This is a genomic window from Chryseobacterium sp. DZ-32, assembly GCF_059587025.1.
Genome location: NZ_JCAIOM010000011.1, coordinates 159,352 through 180,586, shown reverse-complemented (window position 1 = coordinate 180,586; position 21,235 = coordinate 159,352). Strand labels below are relative to the sequence as shown.

Sequence of the window (21,235 nt, the reverse complement as noted above, 5' to 3'; positions counted from 1 at the left end):
AAGGTCTGAAGATTGAGTGCAGCATTAAAAATAAATAAGATTATATGAAAATAGCATTAGTTGGTTACGGTAAAATGGGTAAGATCATTGATGAGATCGCACAGAAGAGAGGTCATGAAGTAGTTGCCCGTCTGAAAGAAACCCCGACTGCTGAGAATCTTAATAATCCGGATGTTGTGATTGAATTTTCACTGCCGGAAGTAGCTTTTGAAAACATCAAAGCTTGCCTTGAAAATAAAATTCCCGTGATCTGCGGAACAACAGGATGGCTTGATCAAAAAGCTGAAATTGAAAAACTGGCAGTAGATAATGGAACTGCTTTCTTATATGGATCTAACTTTAGTTTAGGCGTGAATTTATTCTTTGCTCTGAACGAAAAGTTGGCAGACCTGATGAAAAACGTAGATGAATACTCTTGCCAGCTGGAAGAAATTCATCACATCCATAAAAAAGATGCTCCAAGTGGGACTGCAATTTCTATCGCTGAGGGAATCATTCAGAACAATCCGAAATTCGATGCCTGGAAACTGGAAGAAACAGAAGGGAAGCAGCTTGGAATTTTTGCGGTACGTGAAGACGAAGTTCCGGGAACACACAGCGTATATTATAGAAGTGAAGTAGACGAAATCGAGATCAAACATACCGCTTTCAATAGAAACGGTTTTGCACTGGGAGCGGTAGTAGCTGCTGAGTGGATTAAAGATAAAAAAGGAAACTTCGCAATGAAAGACGTTTTGGGGCTTTAATTTGTAACAAATTCTGTAAATTGCAGACCAATAAGCAGAAAATGATGAATAGTGAATTGTAAACAGCGGACTGCTTTTATCATTTATTACTCATCATTTTTATTATTTATATCTTAAGAATAGGCACAAAAATTTATGAATTATTTTTTAACTTATACAGTATATGTCCTCATACTATCCGTACTGATGGGGATTTCATCTTGGAAACTGTTCAAAAAAATGGGCTATAGCCCTTTATTTGCTTTTATCCCTTTCTACAACTATTTCATTATTCTCAAAGAAACAAAACATCCGAAATGGTGGGCAATCATGTCTTATCTTCCGATAGTAGGACCCATTATGATGTCGGTTTTCCACCTTTATTTAGTGAAAAAGTTTGGGAAAACACTTTTCAAAGATCAGATTCTTACCGTGATTCTGCCGTTTATTTATATGGCGGTAATCAACTATTCTAAAGATGTAGAGTTAGAAGATGAAAATGCAAACGACCTGTTTCTTACAGAAGAAGAGAAAAACGATAAAAAGAAAGATACATTCATTGGTTCCATTACCTTTGCGGTAGTTTTTGCCACTATTATCCATGTTTTTGTAACACAGCCTTTCGGGATTCCTACAGGATCTATGGAAAGAACATTATTGGTAGGTGACTTCCTTTTTGTAAACAAATGGAGCTACGGATACAGAATGCCAATGCGTCCTGTGGCGATTCCTTTCCTTCAGGGAACTATTATGGATACAGGACAGAAAGGAAACCCGAAAGATGATCCAAAATCTTACGTAGATGCAGTGAAACTTCCTTACACAAGAATCTTACAATTCAACAAACCACAGAAAAATGATGTGGTAGTTTTCAACTATCCTCAGGATTCCGTCCATACTGCTATTGACAGAAAAGATCCTTACGTAAAAAGATGTGTAGCTACAGCAGGTGATACTTTTGAAATGAGAGCCGGAAGACTTTTCGTAAATGGGAAGCCGGAAGTAGTTTTAGGAGATCAGGAAGTACAGCACAGATATATTGTAACGACGGATGCGCAATTGGATATTCCTACTTTATACAAAGCGTACGGATTTTTACCGGTTCAGGAAGTACAGCAGGATAACGGAGGTTTCCTTTATGGATTCCAGGGTTTAACGGATAAAACTGCCAAAGAAATTAAAGAGCTTCCTCACGTTATTGATATGAAGGAAGAGATTTCGCCAAAAGGAGAAGCTGCGGTATATTACAGAGACGAAGCTAAAACTAAAATTGATACGACACAATCTATTTTCCCTATCAACAAACCTTGGAATCAGGATTGGTACGGCCCGGTTAGAATTCCTAAAAAAGGAGATGTGGTGGCAATCAATCAGGAAACACTCCCAATGTATCAGTGGATCATTTCTGAATACGAGCACAACAGCTTAGAGAAAAAGAACGGAAAGATCTTCATTAATGGTAAAGAAGCGAATCAATATACCATTCAGCAGGATTATTATATGATGATCGGGGACAATAGGGATGCATCATTGGATGCAAGATTCTTTGGTTTCGTTCCGGAAGAAAATATTGTTGGAAAACCAATGTTTACATGGATGAGCGTACAGGGAGTATTTCCGGATGCGAGCTCAACGTATCAGGCCCCTAAGAAAATCCGTTGGGAAAGAATGTTCAAAGCAACCAATACGGGAGAATCCAATAAAACTTCTTACTGGTGGATTGCAGCAATGATCCTGATCTTGTTCTTCGGATGGGATTATTTCATGAAATTATTCAGAAAGAAAAAAACTGAAGACAATTAATAAAAAAAAAATTAAACGTAAAATAGAATGAAGTATTTGAAAAAATACTTCATTTTTGCATTATGAATATGAAGAATGTATTATTACCGGCATTTTATATGCCACCAATCTCATGGTTTTCAGTGTTTTTAAATCCTGAAAATGAAATTGTATTTGAACAGTTTGAAAACTTTCCGAAGCAGACGTATAGAAACAGAGCCAATATTTATGGTGCCAACGGAAAATTATCATTAATAATTCCTATCAATCATAACGGGAAAAGAGAATTCAAAGATGTTGAAATTTCTTACCGCGAAGACTGGAGAACGCTTCATTGGAAATCCATTAAGACCGCATATCAAAGCTCTCCTTATTTTGAGTATTATGAAGATAAGTTCAGGAAAATATTTGACCTTAAAGAAAAATTCCTGCTGGATTTTAACCTTAAAGGGATAGAAGTCATCCAACAGATACTTAAAACAGAAAAGGCACACTCTTTGAATAAAGAATATATCAAAAATCCGGAGAGTATCAGTTTCAGGGAAAAGTTTTCGGCAAAACTTCCTTCAGAATTTCAGATGGAAGAATATTACCAGACATTCTCTGATAAATTCGGATTTTTGGAAGACCTGTCGGTTCTTGATCTTATTTGTAATAAAGGCCCGGAATCATTGGTATATATAAAAAATATAAAACAACAATATTAGTACAATCACTGTTGGTAAAGTATAAAACAGATGATGACGGTGATTGGCATATCGCTTTAAAAATTAAATATCAACATATGAAAAAGGTATTATTAGCTGCAGTTTTTTTTGCAGGTTTTAGTTTCTCTTTTGCACAGGAATCTAAAGCTAAAAGTATTGATCCAAACGAAGACAAAGATCTTATGACATGGTATCACAAAGATTTTGCAACTTCAAAAGTATATGGTGTAAATACAGCAAATGCTTATAAATACCTGGAATCTAAAGGTCTGAAGCCTAAAACCGTCGTGGTGGGTGTATTAGACAGTGGAGTACAGGTAGATCATCCAGGATTGGTAAAAAACCTATGGTCAAATCCAAACGAGGTTCCCGGTAACGGTAAAGATGATGATGGAAACGGGTATATTGATGACGTACATGGATGGAACTTTATAGGAGGTAAAAACGGTGATATCGATATCGATAATATGGAGGTGACAAGAGTAGTTGCCAAATATAAACCTGTCTTCGAAGGAGATGATTCCACAAAAAATAAAGCCAACCAGGCTAAGATGAAGGAAGAGTTTGAGATGTACATGAAAGCCAAAGATATGTTCAATAAAAAGAGTATCGAGGCAAAACAAAACTTTCAGACTTATTCTATGCTGAACGAGCTGATTCCTAATATGGTAAAACTGCTGGCAGGTAAGCCTGTAACCGCTGAAACTATTGTAGCGATCAAAGCTCCGACAGATCAGAGAGATGCCATTGCAATGGAATTTTTAGGCCAGATTTCACAAAGCCCGGAATTCAAAGGAAAATCAGCCGCTGAATTTGAAAAAAAGATGAAAGAGGAAATGAAAGAAGCCATCGATCATTTTGCTCCTGCAGCAAAACAATATGACCTTTCATATGATCCGAGAAAAGAAATTGTAGGGGATAACTATGATGACTATTCTGAAAAAATCTATGGAAATAATCATTATGAAGGACCTGATGCAGAACATGGAACTCACGTGGCAGGTATTATTGCCGGACTTCCGCAAGGAAAAGAAGTTCAGTACGGAGTGGCTTCCAAAGTGGCTAAAATTATGTCTGTAAGAACAGTTCCTAATGGTGATGAAAGAGATAAAGATGTTGCCAATGCCATCAGATATGCTGTAGATAATGGTGCGAAAGTTTTAAATATGAGCTTTGGAAAACCTGTTTCTCCTGGTAAAAATGTGGTTTGGGATGCCTTCAAATATGCTGAAGATAAAGGTGTTCTTTTAGTAAAAGCTGCAGGTAACGAAAATGAAGATGTTGCAGAACATCTGGCATATCCTACCAACTTTAAAAATGTTACAGATGAGAAGCCATTTGTAAGCAACGTTCTTGTGGTAGGGGCAAGTACCAATAAAAATAATGCGCTGAGAGCAGATTTTTCTAATTACAATAAAAAGATGGTGAACGTTTTTGCTCCGGGAGAAGAAATCTATTCTACCGTTCCTAAAAACGAATATAAATACCTTCAGGGCACCTCTATGGCTTCCCCTGTTGTAGCCGGAGGAGCAGCTGTTTTACTGGCTTACATGCCGGATCTGAAACCTTATCAGATTATCGAAGCCCTTGTGAAAAGCAGCAACCCGAGTACAGCCGATGGTTTTGGTGACCAATCTCAGGCAGGTGGAGTTATCGACCTGAAAAAAGCTGCAGAATATGCTTATACCAACTTTTATAAAGGAAAAACTACAGGCACAACCAAGCCTTCGAAATCCGTAAAAAAGGCTGTTAAAAAATAATTTATCTCCCTGTGTTTAAGGAGAAACCATAAAGAGTCCGAATTTTTTCGGACTTTTTATTTTTTATTTTAAATTTTGGCACGGTTTTTTGTAACTTTATAGTAACAAAATAATAAACAACAAAATGAAAAAGTTACTACTTGCAGGGATGTTGGGAACATCACTTTTTGCAGTTTCGTGTTCCTCTGTTAACAAAGCAGCTACATCTCAAAATCAAAGAGCCGATTTCCTGAAAATGAAAGGAGACTGGCAGATTGTAAGCATAGATTATGATAAAGGTTATAAAATTAAGCCTTTTGATGAAGGTGCAGACGCACAGTGCTTCGTAGGAAGCCACTGGAGATTGATTCCCAATAACTGGACAGGAGCGTATACTTTAAACGGTGGTGGAGATTGCCCGGCAATTACACAGCCAATCAAATTTGAAGTAAAAGGCGGTAATACGTTTATGTTTAAAAAAATTGCTTCAGGTACAAAAGCTAAACAAAATACAGCAGGTTATAGTCTTACAATGATCAATCAGACTACAGATCAGTTTTCACTTGAGCAAGATGTTCCTTTTGAAGGAGGTAATGTAAAAGTAGTTTACAACTTCCAGAGAACCGGAATGAAATAATTTATCAACATAAAAGATTAAAAAAAATGAAATTTACAAAAACATACGTAGGAGCCCTTTTCTTGTCATCAGCATTATTATTGACGAGCTGTGAAGCGGTTCAGAATTCAAATCACCAACAAAGAGGTACAGCCGTAGGAGCAGCTTCCGGAGCAGTACTTGGAGGTATCCTTGGGAATAATGTAGGTAAAGGAGGAAACGGAGCTATCGGAGCAGTATTGGGAGGTATTATCGGTGGTGTTGCTGGTAACGTTATCGGTAACAAAATGGATAAGCAGGCGAAAGATATTAAAGAAACTTTACCAGGTGCTCAGGTAGAAAGAGTAGGAGATGGTATTAAGGTAACTATGAATGAAAGTATTGTTAACTTTGCTTTTGACTCTTCAAACCTTACTTCTGTTGCACAGACCAACCTTGATAAATTAGCTGAAGTACTGGCTAATAATCCGGATACAAACATCAACATCTATGGTCACACAGACAGCAAAGGTGCAGATGCATACAACCTTAAACTTTCTCAAAGAAGAGCAGATGCTGTGAAAGCCTATTTATCAGGAAAAGGAATTGCATCAAACAGAATGTTTACAAAAGGTGAAGGTGAAGCAATGCCTGTAGCTAGCAACGATACTGAAGAAGGAAGAGCTAAAAACAGAAGAGTAGAGTTTGCTATTACTGCCAATGAAAAAATGATTAACGATGCCAAACAAGGGCAATAGTTAATTTAATATATAAATATTTTCGTAAAAGACCGCCCCGGCGGTTTTTTTTGTATTTTTATGCTAGAAATTTTGAATTTATTATTTTTGTATTTGAAATAACATAAATGAAGAAATATTTAAAACTGCTCCGTGTGGAGCAATGGGTGAAAAACCTTTTTGTATTTGTCCCTCTTTTCTTTTCAGGTAATATTACCAATATAGATCTGCTTCTCAAAAGCATTTTTGCATTTGTCATATTTTCACTTGCTGCAAGTGTGGTCTATATCCTGAATGATTATAATGATATTGAAGCAGATAGAAAACACCCTGAGAAAAGAAGAAGACCTTTGGCGAGTGGAGCTATTTCAAAATCAAAAGCTATAGGAATTCTCATAGGTCTTATCATTGCAGATATAGGTCTTGTATTTTTTACACAACTTTATTTCCATGAACTACTTTGGAAGTTCGCAATCATCATAGGGTTTTATGTGGTGATGAATCTTGCCTATACTTTCAGGCTTAAACATGTTCCTATTATTGATATTTTTATTATTGCCATAGGATTTGTGTTACGTGTACTGGCTGGAGGTTATATTACCGGAATCAGTATTTCACAATGGGCAATCCTGCTGACCTTTGTATTGGCTTTGGTACTGGCTATAGGAAAAAGAAGGGGAGAGCTTATCAATGCCCAGGTTTCAGGAAAAACAAGAAAAGCACTGGATGGATATAACGTTCAGTTTGCAGATATTGCTTTATCCATTTCTATCACACTGGCTATTGTCTGCTACCTGATGTTTACGCTCTCTCCGGAAGTTCAGGAAAGATTTCATGAAAGAGTTTTTTATACCGTGATTTTCGTTGTATTTGCATTGTTAAGATATCTTCAGCAGACCCTTGTTTACAACAGAACGGAATCTCCAACAAAAATCGTGTACAGAGACCGTTATATACAGGCTACTTTATTGCTTTGGGTCGTTGCATTTTTAATTCAAATTTATTTTAAGAAATGAAGCCGAATTTCATACAGAAAGTTACCAACTGGGGAAATTTCCCAATAGTAGAGAAGGAAATGAGATCTGAGGACAGTTTCAGAAAAATAAAAGAATTTGTACTCAATCACAACGAAGTCATAGCGAGAGGAAATGGGAGATGTTATGGAGATGCTTCATTGGGAGAAGCTATATTTTCAACAAAAAAATTAAATAAGTTCATCAATTTTGACCGTCTGAACGGGATCATAGAATGTGAATCCGGAGTGCTGCTTTCAGATGTACTGGAAATAGCGGTTCCGCAGGGATATTTTCTATACGTTACTCCCGGGACAAAATTTGTATCGGTAGGAGGTGCTATAGCATCCGATGTTCATGGAAAAAATCATCATGCAGAAGGATGTTTTTCAGAATATTTGCTTGAATTCAAGCTCATGACTGAGAAAGGGGAGATCATTACCTGTTCCAGAGAGGAAAATACAGAAAAGTTCTGGGCTACCATTGGTGGAATGGGACTTACCGGTATTATTCTCACAGCAAAATTTAAACTTAAAAATATAGAGTCCGCATACATTCGTCAGGAAAGTATCAAAGCAGACAATCTGGATGAGATCTTTAAGCTGTTCGATGAAAGTGAAAACTGGACCTACACGGTTGCCTGGATTGATTGTCTTCAGAAAGGAAAAAATATCGGAAGAAGTATTCTCATGAGAGGAGAACATGCTTTCCAACATGAACTTCCCCAGAGTTTTTCCAAAACGCCTTTGAGATTGAAGAAGAAATTTTCTCCTACAGTTCCTTTTTATTTTCCGGGATTTGTACTGAATGCTCTTACTGTAAAAATTTTCAATTGGTTATACTATAAAAAGCAATCTAAAAAAGAAGTGAAAAACTTTATCGATTATGAAACGTTTTTCTATCCTTTGGATGCGATCACAGATTGGAATAAGATCTATGGGAAGTCCGGTTTTATACAGTATCAGATGGTCATTCCTAAAGAAACTGGAAAAGAAGGAATGAAAAGAATCCTTGAAACGATCGCCAAAAGCGGAAACGGATCATTCTTAGCAGTTTTAAAACTTTTTGGAAAAAATAATCCTCAGGCTTACAACTCATTCCCTGTGGAAGGGTATACATTGGCGCTGGATTTTAAAGTCAATTCAAAACTGAAAAAACTGGTAGATCAGTTGGATGCTATTGTTCAGGAGTTTGGAGGAAGAATTTATCTTACCAAAGACAGCATGAGCAGATCATCGCTTACCAACTACCTGAAAAATATTCAAAATCCTAAATTTGTGTCTTTACAGCACAAAAGAATCATAAATAACAATTCGTAATGATAGTTCTGGGAAGTACATCTGAAGTAGCACAGGCTTTTGTGGAAAAAGCACTTCAGGAAGGAGAAAAGTTTGAAAAAATCTATCTTTTTACCTCAAATAAAGAAACTACAGAGCGTTTTGCAAGACATCTTGATGTAAAGTTTCTGCAGCAGGCGGAAGTCATTGAATTGGATCTGACAAAAGAAATTGATTACAATAGATTTGATAATATCAATTCAAATGTATTATTTTGTGCCGTAGGATATTTGGGTGAAGGAACAGAAGAAGGATTATATGATAATAGAAATACAGAGCGTATCATTGATATCAATTATTCAAAACTTGTGCCTGTCATGAATTATTTTGTTCAAAAATTTGAAAGCAGAAGATCAGGAACGATTATCGGTCTTTCATCAGTGGCAGGAGACCGGGGAAGACAGAGTAACTTTATCTATGGAAGTGCAAAAGCAGCTTTTACGACTTATCTGAGCGGTTTGAGAAATTATCTTTTTGATAAAAAAGTGCACGTTCTTACGATAAAACCAGGGTTTATGGCAACCAAAATGACAGAAGGGCTGCCTTTAAATCCGAAACTGACAGCAACGCCAAAACAGGCTGCTTCCTGTATTTATAAAGCCTTCAAAAAGGGTAGGAATGTGGCATATGTTTTGCCGGTTTGGAGTATTATTATGATGATTATCAGGAATATTCCTGAGTTTATATTCAAAAAATTAAAGCTTTAAAAAATGAAAAAATTGTATTGTTTTGATTTTGACGGAACCATTACGTATAAAGATACCATGTTTATGTATCTTAAATTTTACGATTCAACAAAATACCGTATACAATTTTTGAGACACGTACCTCTTTTTATCCTGTTGAAGCTAAAACTGGCTGAAACGGAAAAAGTGAAAAAAAGCTTTATCGGTTCTATTTTAAGAGGACAGACCCAGGAGAAAATTGAACAGAAGTCTAAACAGTTTTTTGAACAGCACTACCCTAAAATAGTAAGGGAGAATGCATTGGATTTTATAAAAAATATCGATAGGAATAATACACAGAGTTTATTAGTAACCGCTTCATTGGACATCTGGGTAAAACCATTCGCCGAAGAACTGAAAATGGAGCTTGTTTCTACGCGGGCAGAGTTTAAAAACGGTATTTTCACCGGAAACTTTGTAGGAAAAAATTGTAACGGAAAGGAAAAATTGATAAGAATCAAAGAGGAAATTAACGATTCCAAGTACGATAAAATTATTGCATTTGGTGATACTTCCGGAGATCGGCCAATGTTGAAATGGGCAAATGAGGGACATTACCAATTTTTTCACTAATTTTGGGAGATAAAATTGTAAAAAATGAAAAGCCTGATCATTGCATGTGCAGTACTCTTTATGGGCTGTTCCAGCACTTCATCTCAGAAGTCTTCTGTTATGCAGCAAAGTACGGAGCTCCTCGTTTCTGAAAATCAGGGAGGAACCGATGCTCCCGGCTTTAAGATCATTGAAGACGAAAAGGATTTTCGTAATATTATCAGCGGAAGTTTTGGTATTTCAGAACCGGGAAAAGAATCTTATATTAAATATCCACAATTTCCGAAAAATAAAAAAGTTGTTGTATACAATTTGGGAACCTTCAGATCTGGAAGTCACAAAATTGAAGAAATTAAAAATATATCTGTGAAAAATAAGATTCTGTATGTAGAAGTTCCTGCCGGAGAGCCTTCCGGTGGAATGGAAATTCAGGTAATTTCAAACCCGTGGTTTATTTTTACTGTTCCCGCAGATTATCAGTTTAACTCCGTAGAATTAAAATATTCAAAATAACAATGGATAAAGTATATTTAGATAATGCCGCAACCACTCCGCTTGCAGAAGAAGTTATAGATGCAATGGTGGGCACAATGAAGATGAATTTCGGAAACCCCTCTTCAACGCACAGCTTTGGCCAGGAAGCAAAAATCCTTATTGAAAATGTAAGAAGACAGGTTGCAGACTATCTTCATGTAACTCCTGCTGAAATCATTTTCACTTCCTGTGGTACGGAATCAAATAATATGATCATCAAGTCCTCGGTAGAACACCTTGGGGTAGAAAGAATCATCAGTTCTCCTCTGGAACATAAATGCGTTTCTGAAAGTATTCTGGATATGAAAAACAGAAAAGGAGTAGAGGTAAACTACATCCGTCCGAATGAAAAAGGAGATATTGATCTTGCTAAATTAGAAGAACTTTTAAAAGCTTCAGATAAAAAAACACTGGTAAGCTTAATGCATGCCAACAACGAAATCGGAAATATCATTAACCTTAAACAGGTTGCCCAGCTTTGCAAACAGTATCAGGCACTTTTCCACTCAGATACCGTGCAGACAATGGCTCATATGAACCTTGACTTCTCTGATATCCCTGTGGACTTTGCATCGTGTAGTGCCCACAAGTTTCATGGTCCGAAAGGAGCTGGATTTGCATTTATCAGAAAAGCAACAGGTTTAAAAGGAATTATTACCGGAGGACCTCAGGAAAGAAGCCTTAGAGCGGGAACTGAAAATGTTTGTGGTATCGTAGGATTAGGAAAAGCATTAGAACTTTCTCTGAATCATATGGAGGAATACACCCGTCATATGCAGGATATCAAGGATTATGCAATTGAAAGACTTTCTGCCGAAATTGAAGGAATTAAATTCAATGGAAGAAGTGCAGAAAAGGAAAATAGCCTTTATACAGTTTTAAGCGCATTACTGCCTTATAAAAATCCATTGATAGGACTTCAGCTGGATATGAAAGGAATTGCAATTTCTCAGGGAAGTGCATGTTCATCAGGAGCATCAAAGCCTTCAATGGTGATGATGATGGTGCTTTCTGAGGATGAAATGGATCACTGTACCCCATTACGTATCTCTTTCAGCCATATGACGACTAAAGCGGAGATTGACACACTGGTCAACGCATTAAAGGAAATCTCAAGCGATTACACTATAGAAAAAACTAATGTTGAGCATAGATAGTCTTGTGCTTTAAAAATCGTAATTTTGAATATCCAAAAGGATTAAAAGAAAATAATATTAATTAAAATAAAAGAAACAAAAATGGCTTTAGAAATTACAGACAGCTCATTTCAGGATACGGTTTTAAAATCAGATAAACCGGTATTAGTAGACTTCTGGGCAGTATGGTGCGGACCTTGCAGAACTTTAGGACCAATCATCGAAGAAGTAGCATCAGATTTTGAAGGTAAAGCAGTAGTAGGGAAAGTAGATGTAGACAACAACCAGGAGATTTCTATGCAGTACGGTATCAGAAATATTCCTACAGTTCTTATTTTTAAAAACGGAGAAGTAGTAGACAAATTAGTAGGTGTAGCTCCAAAAGAGGTAATCGCTGAAAAATTAAGCGCTCACTTATAAAAAAAATAAGTTTGATAATGAACGCCTTCCAGTATTGGGAGGCATTTTTTTTAAAATAATTTGCAGGTAACAAAAAAAGTTGTAATTTTGCAACCACGAAAAAGAAACGACGTTCTTTAAAATAATGATCCGGTAGTTCAGCTGGTTAGAATGCCGCCCTGTCACGGCGGAGGTCGCGGGTTCGAGTCCCGTCCGGATCGCAGAAGTTTTCTCAATTTACTTTAAAAAAATTGATCCGGTAGTTCAGCTGGTTAGAATGCCGCCCTGTCACGGCGGAGGTCGCGGGTTCGAGTCCCGTCCGGATCGCGGAAGTTTTCTCAATTTACTTTAAAAAAATTGATCCGGTAGTTCAGCTGGTTAGAATGCCGCCCTGTCACGGCGGAGGTCGCGGGTTCGAGTCCCGTCCGGATCGCGGAAGTTTTCTCAATTTACTTTAAAAAAATTGATCCGGTAGTTCAGCTGGTTAGAATGCCGCCCTGTCACGGCGGAGGTCGCGGGTTCGAGTCCCGTCCGGATCGCAAAAAAGTCTTCTATTTCTAGAAGACTTTTTTATTTTCCATTTGTAAGCGGAATGATATAAGGAGAGTCGATAGCCTGAATAAGATGTAAGTTCAGAACAGTTTTCACTTATTTACACCATCCCTGTGAAATCTTCAGTTTTTATGAATCAAGTGCAAAAGTTTTAAAATAGCGTTGTATAATTGATTCTTTATCAGGATGCTTTCTACGGTTGCATAAACAAATATTTTTATATGAAAGGCTAAAGAATTCACACCGGAGAAAGTATATTCTTAAGTTTTTTCCAAAGCAGCTTTGATTTCAATGACAAGGGATCATAATTATAAAATCCGGAATATTGCTATTCCGGATTCTGTAATCTTTTATCAAATATATTATTTACGGTTACTGTCTATAAAGCTCTTTTAAACAATTGAATGGTCATAGTTCCACGGCCCCAATTGTAATTTGGCTGGTTTCCTCCATCCCACATATTATAAACAAGCATACATGTTCCTGCTCCACTCCCTTCTGCATATCCCGCTAGCTTATAGGTTACAGTCATATCAGAAGAGGTGTTATTGGTGATGTCTTCTGAAAAATTACCATTGATAGTTCCCATTCTTGCAGCCGAAGTTAGTCCTTTTAAGGATACTTTTCTGGAGCCTTCCTGCTGTTCTACACCATTTTTGTAAAATGTAACCCCGATGTAAGATACCCTGTCCGGATTTGCACAATTGGTGTCATGAGTACCGGCAGGAATAGAATAGTTCAAAATGACTCTGCCAACAGTATTGGGAGGGATGGTAATCGTTCTGCTGAAATTAACTAGATCTATATTTGCGTAGCTTATAATAGGGTAGTTGTAATCGTAATGTACCGAACCTCCTGCCTTATTGACAAGTATATCATCTAAACTGAATTTGTCAGGAGGAAACATAGCTTCCAAAGGAACTTTTTTTGCTGTTCCGTCACTTTTCAATACTATAATTCTTTCTGTAGAGGCTACACCTGTTTCATCCGGGACACCTCTGAATCTTACATTTCCGTCTACATCAAGCTTTTGGGTAGGAGACATGGCATAATTGATATCAGAACGTCCTATTCCCATATTCCCGTTCTCATTGATTACGGCAGCTGGCCGGTCACTGGTAGAGAATGTAAGGGATGAAGAATTGGTTGTTCCATTTCCCCAATAATTGGCTTTTATCCCTGCTAATGGAAAATCAGCTCCTGAAATCTTTCCATTAAAGGATAATTTTCCAAGCTCCGTTCCGGTAGATAAGTTACTGTTTCCGGTTCTTTCTAACGCAATCAAAGGAGAATTGCTTACAGATTCTACTTTCATCTGATGACTTCCCGTTGTAGAATTTTCTTTTATATGCAATCCGCTGTCCGGTGATGAAGTACCGATTCCCACCGTACCATCGTCTTTAATCACAAAATCAGTATTGGCAACCCTTCCTGTACCGGAAGAAGTATTTCCTAATTTTACCATTGTATTAACAGGATCGTCAATAAAAGCATCCGGCGTAAGGTCTCCGGCAGCTATATTTCCTGCATACAACTTTTGCCACTTATTCAGACTGCCGTCAAAATAATAATATCCGGAGTTTTTAATATCAACAGTCTGGCCTGCCGGGGCTGTATCAGCGGCTGTAACATACACCATTGCTCCTGTCTGGCTGGCTGTATAGGTCTTTGCTCTAAGCTGGGTTCCTGTAATTCTTGGTGCAATAATGCCGTCCAGTACATTGGTAGAAGTGGGCTTTCCTGTTACATCTAAACTGGCCTGAGGAGTTGTAGTATTAATTCCCACCTGGGAGAATATTTGTAAAGAAATTAAAATACTACCTAATAATAAAACATTTTTTTTCATCCTTTTTAAATCATCTTAATTGTGCTGCAAATCTAGAAGATTAAAAAAATGAAAAAGAATAACAGGGTACATCACTTATACTACATTTGTTATTTTGCTTTATTTTCAGCGGGACATTTTTTTGGATAGATTATGTGATGTAATTTAAGGCATTGATAATGAATGAAATAAAAAAATACTATTTTCCTGATTTTTGTATTATTTTCTATATCAAATTTCGACAAAAAATTACAATCACTTTTATGATTTGTTTTTGAATTTATTTTCTGGATTATATCGATATAAATCTTATGTTTTAAATAAAAATTAATATGTGTAATTAAAAATATTAATTATAATTATTATCTTCGCTTGATAATAGAAACCACTGGTTGTTGAATTAATAGAAAATCTACATTCAGGTTTGTTTGTGTATGGGGAATTTTTTTAAAATCAGGGAGTTAAGATGTGTGATTGGGTGGTCGTTTTTTATTATTGATATTTCTTTCATATTTTTTTTAGCTTTAATTTCATATTTACTTTTAAAAAACCTGGAGGTACAAATTAATTTTGATTGGGCATCAAAATGAAAAAATAATTTTGATGATAAAGATTGTTATCCTGCTTATAACAGAAAATGAAATTATAAGACATTTTGTTTCTTTTGACTTTTTTAAAACTGCATGGTTTTCTACCAGTGCATTGATAGTATTTTCTGGATTATATTTTATATCCGGATTTGTTTTCGGTGCTCCCGTTCATTTGTCCTCTATTCTGTTTTTATTTTTCTTTGTTTTTACAATATTTAAAATGGTAACTACATTTCTTAATAATAAATGTGTCAGAAAAATTCCTCATGATATAAACATTATGATTCAGGATTAAATTGAAGAAATTGAGTTGATGAATTGTAAAAAGGAAATGTCATTAAAAATTTACAAGCAATGTAGAATATCTGAAAATGAAGCATATAATTAAAATTAAAGAATTAAATAAATAAAAAAGTTGATATTAAAATAATAATTTCATCATTTTGTTTTTAAACGGAATGAAAATTGCTAGAGAAAGAAGTGATTTTAGCATGAGAATTTAAAGCACGCTTTAAAATATTTAAATAGTATAGTCGTTTTATTACAATACATATTTAAATATAGTTGAAATCAGTTCGATAAACCTAAATAATAACACAAGTAGATAAGAATAATAACATATGAATAAAACTATTATTGCATATATAGTACTGTTATCGGTTACTTTATTATCATGCAGACCGAAGCAGAATATGGTATATATGTCAAAGCATAATATGGAAGAAGAGGTTGCAAAAGCCAAGTTTCAGGGCCTGCATATTCAGGAAGGAGATGCTCTCCTGATTCTTGTATCTGCACTTGACGAAATAGCAGTGAAGCCTTTTAACCTTAATACCGCAAATAAGGTAGGGGGCGACGCTAGCAGGGGAATTAACCAATATGTAGAACCAAGTCAATATCTTGTCAATGAAGAAGGTTATATTTCTTTTCCGGTTTTAGGAAATGTGTACGTTAAAGGAATGACACAGGTACAGCTAAAACAGGAGCTTGAATCGCGTCTTAAGAGATATCTGACAGATCCATTGGTGACCATTACCCTTAAAAATTTTAATGTAAGCGTTTTAGGAGAGGTAAAGGAACCGGGGCAGAAAGAAAGTGTTTCTCAAAAAATCAATATTTTTCAGGCGCTTGGGCTTGCAGGTGATATGACGGATTTCGGAGACCGTACCAATGTTAAGCTTATCCGTGCCGATGATAGCGGAACAGATCAGATTGTTAATATCGATCTTACAAGATCTGATATAGTCAGTTCGCCCTATTATTATATGAAGCAGAATGACATATTATATGTGCAGCCGGACAAAAATAAACAGGTTCAGGCTAACTCGAATCCGAACAGAGCCCTTACATTCCAGATTATTGGTGCTTTACTGACAGCTGGTACACTTATTATTGCTTTAACTCGTAAATAAATATGCAGCAGATAGAATTTCAGGAAAGTGAAGAATCTTTGAATTTAAGAAAGATCATTGGGAAATATTTAGTCAAATGGCCTTGGTTTATAGCATCTGTCCTATTATTTTTTACTGTGGCCTTTATATATCTAAGATACGCTGTACCTCAGTATCAATCAACTACTACATTAAAATTTGATAAAAAACAGTCTGATTTAACAGGTGCATTAATTGATCTTGATAACTTGGGGCTTGGTATAGGAAATGCAGATGAGCTAAAGAGTGAAGTGGCTGTAGTAAACTCAAGACCCATCTTGATGAAGGTTGTTGAAAATCTAAATCTTAATATACAATATTATAATTCGGGTGAGATAAGGGATTCTGAATTATTTACCCGGGTACCCATTGTTGCAGAAATTATTTCTTATAAAAATGTCAAGAAATTTGTTTCTTCCGAATATGAAGTAAAAGAAGTAAATGGAAATGAATTTGTTCTGGAGGATAAGGAAAACAAAAAAGTAAAGGGAACTTTTGGTAAAAACCTGACACTTGATTTTGGAACTGTAGTTCTTCAAAAAGTTCCGGGCCTTACCTTTAAAGATAAGTATAAAATTGTTTTCTGGAATCCAATAGAGAAGGTAAAATCTTTAGAAAAGAAAATCCAGGTGGATCTTCCGGATCAGAAAGCGATGCTTATGGACATCAGCATCGTGGGAACTGTTCCCGAAAAATCAGAAGCCATCCTTAATGAAGTAACCAAACAATATAATCTGGATGGGCTAAGAGATAAAAACTTACAGGCTCAAAATACACAGGAGTTTATCGATAAACGATTAGAAGTTATTTCACGGGATCTTTCCGGAGTTGAGAATCAGAAAGAAGACTTCCAGAACCGTAACAAAATCGTAGACTTAGAGGCTCAGGCTCAATTGGCGCTTCAAAATACAAACGAGAACACAAAGCAGCTTCTTCAGCAGCAAACACAGCTGGATCTTCTTAATTCCCTTCAAAATGAAGCTTCAAAAGGAGATAATCAGCTTATGCCTTCAAATTTAGGACTTAATCCTTCTTTGGAACAGGCAATTTCACAATATAATACGCTGGTTATCACCAGAAATAAAACTTTGAAGCAGGCTACCAATGAAAACCCTGCAGTGATAGAAATGAATAAAGAAATTTCTTCACTAAAAGAAATCGTAAGAGATAACATCCGTCAGCAGAAAGCAACAATCCAGGCATCTATTGCGCAGGTAAACAGCCAGATTTCTGCCAGCACAGGAATGATTGAAAAAGTTCCGGGACAGTCGAAAATCTACAGAGGTATCGAGCGTCAACAGAACCTTAAAGAGCAGCTTTTCCTTTTCCTTTTACAAAAAAGGGAAGAAAATGCGATCAATCTATCTGTTAATGTTCCGAAAGCTAAAATTGTAAATCCTGCTTATACTGATGATGTTCCTGTTTCACCTAAGAAAAATATCATTCTTCTGGCTGCAGTTCTATTAGGATTGATGCTGCCGTTGGGAGTGTTCTATCTTTTCTTCATGTGGGATGATAAAATCTACAACCGTACAGATATTTCAGAAAATTCGTCACTTGGAGTGCTTGCAGATATTCCTTCTCTTAAAGATAATCAGAATCACCTTGTACAAAAAAACGATTTCTCAGAGCTGGCTGAAGCATTCAGAATATTGGTTTCCAATCTTAAATTTCTACTTCCTAAGAAAGATTCCGCGAAAGTCATACTGGTAACTTCTTCTGTGAAAGGAGAAGGAAAAACGCTGGTTTCTGTAAATCTTGCTCTGACATTGGGAAGCAAAAACGGAAGATCATTACTCATTGGTTCGGACGTCAGAAATCCGCAGATCCAAAGATATGATGATGAACGTATTAAGAATGCCGGTCTTACGGAATATTTATATGATGAAACTACAGATGTAGAAGACCTTATACATACTTCCGATACCAATCCTGAATGTGATGTAATCTATGCGGGATCTATTCCTCCAAATCCTCAGGAGCTTCTTTCCAACGGCCGTTATCAGAAGCTTATCAGTGAGATGTCGTCCCGTTACGAATATATTGTGATTGGTTCTGCTCCGCTGATGCTTGTTTCAGATACATTGAGTATTTCTGATACAGCCGACGCTTCATTATACGTGGTAAGATCGGGAGTGTCAAGAAAAATATTAATTGATTTTGCCAATAAACTGGTTAAAGAATCAAAAATATCAAACGTTTCTTTCGTGATCAATGATGTTTCTAAAAATGTTGGTGGTTACGGCTACGGCTACAACTATGGCTATGGTTATGGATATACAGCTGATAAGAAGAAAAACTGGTGGCAAAAGCTTTTTAATAAATAAATCAAATTATCTTCAAAATAAACATTAAAATAAAGTAAGAACATCACATTTAATATGAATATACAGAATAAAATTGGGGTAATCGGATTGGGGTATGTAGGATTACCACTGGCCCGTTTATTTGCAACAAAATATGCCGTAGTAGGTTTTGATATCAACCAGGCCAGAATTGCAGAACTGAATAGCGGAAAAGATTCCACTTTGGAAGTAGAAGATGAAGTACTGCAGCCGGTTTTAGTGAAAGATAATCCGTTTTCAAACTCATCAAAAGGATTGCTTTGCTCATCTGATCTGGAAGATATTAAAGAGGCTAACATCTATATCGTAACTGTTCCGACACCGGTAGACAGACATAATCGTCCGGATCTGACGCCTTTATATAAAGCGTCTGAAACAGTAGGAAAAGTATTGAAAAAAGGGGATATTGTTATTTATGAATCTACTGTTTATCCCGGTGTTACAGAAGAAGAATGTATCCCTGTGCTGGAAAGAGTTTCAGGATTGAAGTTTAACGAGGATTTTTTTGCAGGATATTCTCCTGAAAGAATCAACCCGGGAGATAAAGAACGTACCGTAGAGAAGATTTTAAAGGTAACTTCGGGTTCTACACCGGAAATTGGTAAAAAAGTTGACGAATTATATAAATCTGTAATTGCAGCAGGTACCCATTTGGCACCTACCATCAAAGTAGCTGAAGCATCGAAAGTTATCGAAAATTCACAACGTGATATCAATATTGCTTTTGTGAATGAGCTTGCCAAAATATTTAATCTCCTGGATATTGATACACATGCAGTTTTGGAGGCAGCGGGAACGAAATGGAATTTCCTGAAATTCAAGCCCGGATTGGTAGGAGGACACTGTATTGGAGTAGATCCTTTCTATCTTGCCCAAAAAGCGCAGGATGTAGGATATTATTCTGAGCTTATCCTTACGGCAAGAAGACTAAATGATTCCATGGGGCAGTTTGTAGCTTCCGAGGTGGTAAAAACAATGATTAAGAAAAGAATCAACATTACGGATGCCAAGGTACTGAATCTTGGAATCACTTTTAAAGAAAACTGTCCGGATGTAAGAAATACGAAAGCTGCAGATGTTATCAATGCTCTGGAAGACTATTCTGTTGAAGTTACAACATACGACCCGTGGGCAAATCCGGAAGAAGTAATGCATGAATATGGTATACAATCTACCAATTCTCTTGAAGATGTGAAGGGACAGTTTGATGCAATTGTTCTTACAGTTTCTCATGATGAATTCCTGAATATTGATCTTTCCCGCTATCTGAAGGAAGGAGGAGTTTTATATGATGTTAAAGGAATTTTAGAGAAATACGATAATCGTTTATAAAAAAATAGAGAATGAAAATAGCAGTCGTAGGAACAGGGTATGTAGGTTTGTCTAATGCCGTCTTATTGGCCCAACATAATGAAGTTGTAGCTTTAGATATTGTTCAGGAGAGAGTAGAATTGCTTAATTCTAAAAAATCTCCTATTGAAGATGGAGAAATCAGTACGTTTCTAAGTACTAAACCCCTTAATTTCAAAGCCACTTTAGATAAGAAGGAAGCTTACGATAAGGCTGAATATATTATTGTCGCCACTCCCACAGATTATGATCCCACTACCAATTATTTTGACACAAGCAGTGTTGAGAATGTAATTAAGGAAATTACAGAGTATAATTCTGAGGCTGTAATTATTATTAAATCTACAGTTCCGGTGGGATATACTGTAGAGTTAAAAAGCAGAATGCATTTAGATAATGTAGTGTTTTCTCCGGAATTTTTGAGAGAAGGCAAAGCTTTATATGATAATTTATATCCTTCGAGAATTATTGTCGGGGAGCAGAGCGAGCGGGCAAGGATTTTTGCAGAATTACTGAAAGAAGGTGCGGTAAAAAAGGATATTCCGGTTTTGTTTACTAATCCTACCGAAGCAGAAGCCATTAAATTGTTTTCAAATACCTATCTGGCATTGAGGGTAGCTTATTTTAACGAATTAGACAGCTACGCACAGATTCATGAACTGGATACCCGCCAGATTGTAGAAGGTGTTGGACTGGACCCAAGAATTGGTTCACATTATAATAATCCGTCTTTTGGATACGGAGGATACTGCCTGCCTAAAGATACCAAACAGCTTTTGGCAAATTATAACGCTGTTCCCAATAATATTATCCAGGCAATTGTAGATGCCAACAGGACCCGTAAGGACTTTATAGCAGATTCTGTACTTGCCAGAAAACCAAAAAAGGTAGGTGTTTACCGTCTGATCATGAAAGCAGGCTCCGACAATTTCAGAGCATCTGCCATACAGGGAGTAATGAAAAGGATTAAAGCTAAGGGAGTAGAAGTGGAAGTGTTTGAGCCGGCCCTTAATGAAGAGTCTTTTTTCGGTTCCAGAGTAGTAAAAGATTTAGAACTTTTCAAGAAAGAATGCGATGTAATTATTTCTAACCGCAATGCAGCGGAACTTGCTGATGTACAGGAAAAAGTGTACACAAGGGATCTATTTGGTAATGATTAAAA

18 protein-coding genes and 4 tRNA genes are annotated in these 21,235 nt (G+C 36.4%); 21 read left to right on the top strand and 1 reads right to left on the bottom strand.

The window, feature by feature from the left end:
• Positions 1-44: 44 nt before the first annotated feature.
• The 17 genes from dapB (at position 45) to AC59HC_RS14210 (ending at position 12,520) form a co-directional block, all read left to right on the top strand.
• Positions 45-746: a 4-hydroxy-tetrahydrodipicolinate reductase gene (gene dapB, locus AC59HC_RS14290; protein ID WP_114821411.1), complete on the top strand. Its 702-nt coding sequence runs from the start codon at positions 45-47 to the stop codon at positions 744-746.
• 135 nt (positions 747-881) lie between these two features.
• Complete coding sequence (lepB, locus tag AC59HC_RS14285) at positions 882-2,528, top strand: signal peptidase I (protein WP_202839777.1); 1,647 nt, start codon at positions 882-884, stop codon at positions 2,526-2,528.
• 62 nt (positions 2,529-2,590) lie between these two features.
• A complete protein-coding gene (locus AC59HC_RS14280) occupies positions 2,591-3,214 on the top strand; it encodes a WbqC family protein (protein WP_395972715.1) in 624 nt (207 codons plus the stop codon).
• 77 nt (positions 3,215-3,291) lie between these two features.
• Positions 3,292-4,974 carry a S8 family serine peptidase gene (locus tag AC59HC_RS14275; protein ID WP_496558855.1) on the top strand — a complete coding sequence of 561 codons (1,683 nt, stop codon included), beginning with the start codon at positions 3,292-3,294 and terminating at the stop codon, positions 4,972-4,974.
• Between the two features lie 124 nt (positions 4,975-5,098).
• Positions 5,099-5,590 (top strand): lipocalin family protein, encoded by a 492-nt coding sequence (locus AC59HC_RS14270; protein ID WP_076596761.1) that lies wholly within the window; start codon positions 5,099-5,101, stop codon positions 5,588-5,590.
• 26 nt (positions 5,591-5,616) lie between these two features.
• Complete coding sequence (locus tag AC59HC_RS14265; RefSeq protein WP_110010775.1) at positions 5,617-6,306, top strand: YiaD family glycine zipper/OmpA-like lipoprotein; 690 nt, start codon at positions 5,617-5,619, stop codon at positions 6,304-6,306.
• Between the two features lie 107 nt (positions 6,307-6,413).
• Positions 6,414-7,301 (top strand): decaprenyl-phosphate phosphoribosyltransferase, encoded by an 888-nt coding sequence (locus tag AC59HC_RS14260; protein ID WP_202839769.1) that lies wholly within the window; start codon positions 6,414-6,416, stop codon positions 7,299-7,301.
• Entirely contained in the window at positions 7,298-8,617 is a 1,320-nt protein-coding gene (locus tag AC59HC_RS14255) for an FAD-binding oxidoreductase (RefSeq protein ID WP_496558854.1), read from the top strand. Before AC59HC_RS14260 ends, AC59HC_RS14255 begins: the two co-directional genes overlap by 4 nt.
• On the top strand, positions 8,617-9,342 hold the full coding sequence (locus tag AC59HC_RS14250) for an SDR family NAD(P)-dependent oxidoreductase (RefSeq protein WP_343644180.1): 726 nt from the start codon (positions 8,617-8,619) through the stop codon (positions 9,340-9,342). Before AC59HC_RS14255 ends, AC59HC_RS14250 begins: the two co-directional genes overlap by 1 nt.
• Before the next feature lie 3 nt (positions 9,343-9,345).
• Complete coding sequence (locus AC59HC_RS14245; protein WP_202839765.1) at positions 9,346-9,933, top strand: HAD family hydrolase; 588 nt, start codon at positions 9,346-9,348, stop codon at positions 9,931-9,933.
• A 24-nt stretch (positions 9,934-9,957) separates the two neighbouring features.
• Positions 9,958-10,425 carry a hypothetical protein gene (locus AC59HC_RS14240; protein ID WP_496558853.1) on the top strand — a complete coding sequence of 156 codons (468 nt, stop codon included), beginning with the start codon at positions 9,958-9,960 and terminating at the stop codon, positions 10,423-10,425.
• Positions 10,426-10,427: 2 nt separating this feature from the next.
• The gene (locus AC59HC_RS14235; RefSeq protein WP_202839762.1) at positions 10,428-11,603 is read left to right on the top strand and encodes a cysteine desulfurase family protein; all 1,176 of its coding nucleotides are present in this window, start codon (positions 10,428-10,430) and stop codon (positions 11,601-11,603) included.
• A gap of 81 nt (positions 11,604-11,684) precedes the next feature.
• Positions 11,685-12,002, top strand: coding sequence for a thioredoxin (trxA, locus tag AC59HC_RS14230; protein ID WP_027374941.1), 318 nt, complete (start codon positions 11,685-11,687; stop codon positions 12,000-12,002).
• Positions 12,003-12,128: 126 nt separating this feature from the next.
• Positions 12,129-12,202, top strand: a tRNA-Asp gene (locus tag AC59HC_RS14225).
• 32 nt (positions 12,203-12,234) lie between these two features.
• Positions 12,235-12,308: transfer RNA gene (locus AC59HC_RS14220), tRNA-Asp, on the top strand.
• A gap of 32 nt (positions 12,309-12,340) precedes the next feature.
• A tRNA-Asp gene (locus AC59HC_RS14215) sits at positions 12,341-12,414 on the top strand.
• A 32-nt stretch (positions 12,415-12,446) separates the two neighbouring features.
• Positions 12,447-12,520 (top strand) — tRNA-Asp (locus AC59HC_RS14210).
• A 392-nt stretch (positions 12,521-12,912) separates the two neighbouring features.
• Here AC59HC_RS14210 and AC59HC_RS14205 read toward each other — a convergent pair.
• Positions 12,913-14,379 (bottom strand): phage tail-like protein, encoded by a 1,467-nt coding sequence (locus tag AC59HC_RS14205; protein WP_411414359.1) that lies wholly within the window; start codon positions 14,377-14,379, stop codon positions 12,913-12,915.
• Between the two features lie 1,270 nt (positions 14,380-15,649).
• On the opposite strand from AC59HC_RS14205, the gene AC59HC_RS14200 reads away from it, so the two are divergent.
• From AC59HC_RS14200 to AC59HC_RS14185, 4 genes are read left to right on the top strand one after another with little or no spacing between them, the layout of a single operon-like run.
• Positions 15,650-16,360 (top strand): polysaccharide biosynthesis/export family protein, encoded by a 711-nt coding sequence (locus AC59HC_RS14200; RefSeq protein WP_238349609.1) that lies wholly within the window; start codon positions 15,650-15,652, stop codon positions 16,358-16,360.
• 2 nt (positions 16,361-16,362) lie between these two features.
• Positions 16,363-18,705 (top strand): GumC family protein, encoded by a 2,343-nt coding sequence (locus AC59HC_RS14195; protein ID WP_496558852.1) that lies wholly within the window; start codon positions 16,363-16,365, stop codon positions 18,703-18,705.
• Positions 18,706-18,759: 54 nt separating this feature from the next.
• Positions 18,760-20,055, top strand: coding sequence for a nucleotide sugar dehydrogenase (locus tag AC59HC_RS14190; RefSeq protein ID WP_202839755.1), 1,296 nt, complete (start codon positions 18,760-18,762; stop codon positions 20,053-20,055).
• Between the two features lie 11 nt (positions 20,056-20,066).
• A complete protein-coding gene (locus tag AC59HC_RS14185) occupies positions 20,067-21,233 on the top strand; it encodes a nucleotide sugar dehydrogenase (RefSeq protein ID WP_202839753.1) in 1,167 nt (388 codons plus the stop codon).
• Positions 21,234-21,235 lie beyond the last annotated feature (2 nt).

Excerpts from the sequence above, each read along its gene's own strand:
- dapB (WP_114821411.1), top strand. The coding sequence starts at position 45 with ATGAAAATAGCATTAGTTGGTTACGGTAAAATGGGTAAGATCATTGAT.
- lepB (WP_202839777.1), top strand. The coding sequence starts at position 882 with ATGAATTATTTTTTAACTTATACAGTATATGTCCTCATACTATCCGTA.
- AC59HC_RS14280 (WP_395972715.1), top strand. The coding sequence starts at position 2,591 with ATGAATATGAAGAATGTATTATTACCGGCATTTTATATGCCACCAATC.
- AC59HC_RS14275 (WP_496558855.1), top strand. The coding sequence starts at position 3,292 with ATGAAAAAGGTATTATTAGCTGCAGTTTTTTTTGCAGGTTTTAGTTTC.
- AC59HC_RS14270 (WP_076596761.1), top strand. The coding sequence starts at position 5,099 with ATGAAAAAGTTACTACTTGCAGGGATGTTGGGAACATCACTTTTTGCA.
- AC59HC_RS14265 (WP_110010775.1), top strand. The coding sequence starts at position 5,617 with ATGAAATTTACAAAAACATACGTAGGAGCCCTTTTCTTGTCATCAGCA.
- AC59HC_RS14260 (WP_202839769.1), top strand. The coding sequence starts at position 6,414 with ATGAAGAAATATTTAAAACTGCTCCGTGTGGAGCAATGGGTGAAAAAC.
- AC59HC_RS14255 (WP_496558854.1), top strand. The coding sequence starts at position 7,298 with ATGAAGCCGAATTTCATACAGAAAGTTACCAACTGGGGAAATTTCCCA.
- AC59HC_RS14250 (WP_343644180.1), top strand. The coding sequence starts at position 8,617 with ATGATAGTTCTGGGAAGTACATCTGAAGTAGCACAGGCTTTTGTGGAA.
- AC59HC_RS14245 (WP_202839765.1), top strand. The coding sequence starts at position 9,346 with ATGAAAAAATTGTATTGTTTTGATTTTGACGGAACCATTACGTATAAA.
- AC59HC_RS14240 (WP_496558853.1), top strand. The coding sequence starts at position 9,958 with ATGAAAAGCCTGATCATTGCATGTGCAGTACTCTTTATGGGCTGTTCC.
- AC59HC_RS14235 (WP_202839762.1), top strand. The coding sequence starts at position 10,428 with ATGGATAAAGTATATTTAGATAATGCCGCAACCACTCCGCTTGCAGAA.
- trxA (WP_027374941.1), top strand. The coding sequence starts at position 11,685 with ATGGCTTTAGAAATTACAGACAGCTCATTTCAGGATACGGTTTTAAAA.
- AC59HC_RS14205 (WP_411414359.1), bottom strand. The coding sequence starts at position 14,379 with ATGAAAAAAAATGTTTTATTATTAGGTAGTATTTTAATTTCTTTACAA.
- AC59HC_RS14200 (WP_238349609.1), top strand. The coding sequence starts at position 15,650 with ATGTCAAAGCATAATATGGAAGAAGAGGTTGCAAAAGCCAAGTTTCAG.
- AC59HC_RS14195 (WP_496558852.1), top strand. The coding sequence starts at position 16,363 with ATGCAGCAGATAGAATTTCAGGAAAGTGAAGAATCTTTGAATTTAAGA.
- AC59HC_RS14190 (WP_202839755.1), top strand. The coding sequence starts at position 18,760 with ATGAATATACAGAATAAAATTGGGGTAATCGGATTGGGGTATGTAGGA.
- AC59HC_RS14185 (WP_202839753.1), top strand. The coding sequence starts at position 20,067 with ATGAAAATAGCAGTCGTAGGAACAGGGTATGTAGGTTTGTCTAATGCC.